3 protein-coding genes and 1 pseudogene are annotated in these 2,321 nt (G+C 69.3%); all 4 read right to left on the bottom strand.

Annotation, left to right across the window (positions count from 1 at the left end; translation table 11 throughout):
* Nucleotides 1–179: pseudogene (locus tag G6026_RS12290) on the bottom strand (aldolase/citrate lyase family protein); the annotation flags it as partial.
* On the bottom strand, nt 176–685 hold the full coding sequence (locus G6026_RS12285; RefSeq protein ID WP_107756980.1) for a MaoC family dehydratase: 510 nt from the start codon (nt 683–685) through the stop codon (nt 176–178). The gene G6026_RS12285 and the pseudogene G6026_RS12290, both read right to left, overlap by 4 nt.
* Nucleotides 686–688: 3 nt before the next feature.
* Nucleotides 689–1,834: an acyl-CoA dehydrogenase family protein gene (locus tag G6026_RS12280; RefSeq protein WP_107756981.1), complete on the bottom strand. Its 1,146-nt coding sequence runs from the start codon at nt 1,832–1,834 to the stop codon at nt 689–691.
* The coding region (locus G6026_RS12275) for a biotin/lipoyl-binding protein (RefSeq protein WP_182613341.1) at nt 1,827–2,321 on the bottom strand (495 nt) is incomplete at its 5' end. The genes G6026_RS12280 and G6026_RS12275, both read right to left, overlap by 8 nt.

The raw sequence follows: 2,321 nt of genomic DNA, 5'->3' as shown, positions 1-2,321 counted from the left end.
GGATCCAGGTCGGAGGCCACGAGCGCCTCCCGGGCGGCCGGTCTGGCGTCCGGTGCGACCGCGTCCTCCAGGTCGACGATCACCACGTCCGCTCGCTCGGCCGCCTTGCCGTACCGCTCGGGGCGGTCGGCCGGGCAGAACAGCAGTGCCGGGCCGGGCGGGATCCACGCCGGGGTCATGCCGGCCCCTCCCCCGCCTGGTCGGCCGGACGCTTACGGACCAGCGTCTTACGGACAGCCCTCGCCACCACGTCACCGTGCTGGTTGCGACCGATGTGCTCGAGGGTCACGATGCCCTCGCCCGGGCGCGACTTCGACTCCCGCTTGTCCGTGCACACCGTCTCGGCGTAGAGGGTGTCGCCGTGCAACACGGGCTTGGGGAAGGTGACCTCGGAGAATCCGAGGTTGGCCACGATCGTGCCCTGGGTGAGCTGCGCGACCGAGAGCCCGACCAGCGTCGACAGCGTGTGCATGGAGTTCATGAGCCGCTCGCCGCCGAAGCCCGGCTGCTCGGCCGACCACGCCGCGTCCAGGTGCAGGGCCTGCGTGTTCATCGTCAGCGTGGTGAACAGGACGTTGTCCGTCTCGGTCATCGTGCGCCCGGGGCGGTGGAGGTAGGCGGTGCCCACCTCGTACTCCTCGAACCACAGTCCGCGTTGGACGACCTCTTTGCGCTGGTCCGTCATCGCCTACAGCCCCAGTCCCCGCGCGATCAGCATGAGCTGCACCTCGGTGGTGCCCTCGCCGATCTCGAGGATCTTGGAGTCCCGGTAGTGCCGCGCCACCGGGTACTCGTTCATGAACCCGTAGCCGCCGTGGATCTGGGTGGCGTCCCGGGCGTTGTCCATGGCCGCCTCGGAGGAGACCATCTTGGCGATGGCGGCCTCCTTCTTGAACGGCTTGCCGGCCAGCATGAGGCGGGCGGCCTCGTAGTAGGCGCAGCGCGCGGTGTGGGCGCGGGCCTCCATGCGGGCGATCTTGAAGGAGATCGCCTGGAACGACCCGATCTTCTGGCCCATGGACTCGCGTTCACGCGCGTACTTGACCGACTCGTCCACACACCCCTGCGCCGCGCCGGTGGCCACCGCCGCGATCGCGATGCGGCCCTCGTCGAGGATCGACAGGAAGTTCGCGTAACCGCGTCCCTCCTCCCCGAGCAGGTTCTCCGCCGGGACCCGCACGTCGGAGAAGGTCAGCGGGTGGGTGTCGGAGGAGTTCCACCCGACCTTGTCGTAGGCCGGTTCGACGGTGAAACCGGGCGTGCCGGACGGGACGATGATGGTCGAGATGGCCTTCTTGCCGTTGTCGCGGACGCCGGTCACGGCGGTGACGTTGACGAGCGAGGTGATGTCGGTCCCCGAGTTCGTGATGAACTGCTTGTTGCCGTTGACCACCCACTCGTCGCCGTCGCGCTTGGCGGTCGTCCTGGTGGCTCCGGCGTCCGACCCCGCACCGGGCTCGGTGAGCCCGAAGCCCGCGAGCGCCTTCCCGGCCGCGAGATCGGGGAGCCAGGTGTTCTTCTGCTCCTCGGTACCGAAGTGGTAGATCGGCATCGCACCGAGGCCCACGCCGGCCTCGAGCGTCATGGCGGTGGATTGGTCGACCCGGCCCAGTTCCTCGAGTGCCAGGGACAGGGCGAAGTAATCTCCGCCCATGCCGCCGAACTCCTCCGGGAAGGGCAGCCCGAACAGGCCCATCTCGCCCATCCCGGCCACGATCTCGTAGGGGAACGTGTGGTTGCGGTCGTGCTCGGCCGAGGCGGGGGCGACCACCTTGTCGGCGAACTCGGCGACCGTCGACTTCAGGTCGGCGTAGTGCTCTTCCAACTCAGGCATTGCCTTCTCCTTCGGATTCCTCGGTGGAGGGGTCGGGGGTGGAGGGGTGGGGCTCGACGGTGCTTGGTTCGACCGTCGCGAGCAGGTGGTCGGCGGGCACCTGCTCGCCGGTGGTGACGTTCAGCCGGACCACTCCGTCGATCGGCGCCGACAGCGCGTGTTCCATCTTCATGGCCTCGACGGCCAGGACGTTCTGGCCCGCGGTCACCTCGTCGCCGTCGGCGACGAAACACGCGATGACCGATCCGGGCATGGGGCTGAGGATCTGACCGTCCGACAATCCGGCGTCGTGGATCCGGGAGTCGATCAACGGGAGCAGCCGCAGGTCCCAGGTGCCACCGTCGCCGGCCACCCAGAAGGTGTCCGCCGCCTTGGGGTCAGCGGAGCGGACGACGGTCCAGCGCTGCTGGGTGTCGTCGACGGTCAGTCGCAGCGACCCGCCGTCCCGGGCGACCCTGGCCCGGTGCCGCGAGGAGACCTCGGGCTC

Origin of the sequence: Dietzia sp. DQ11-38-2 (assembly GCF_014145055.1) — a bacterium.
In the GTDB taxonomy this organism is placed as follows: Bacteria; Actinomycetota; Actinomycetes; order Mycobacteriales; family Mycobacteriaceae; genus Dietzia.
This window is presented reverse-complemented; position numbering and strand designations above follow the sequence as displayed.

Coding starts and splice junctions, on each gene's coding strand:
- G6026_RS12280 (WP_107756981.1), bottom strand. CDS start 1,834: ATGCCTGAGTTGGAAGAGCACTACGCCGACCTGAAGTCGACGGTCGCC.
- G6026_RS12285 (WP_107756980.1), bottom strand. CDS start 685: ATGACGGACCAGCGCAAAGAGGTCGTCCAACGCGGACTGTGGTTCGAG.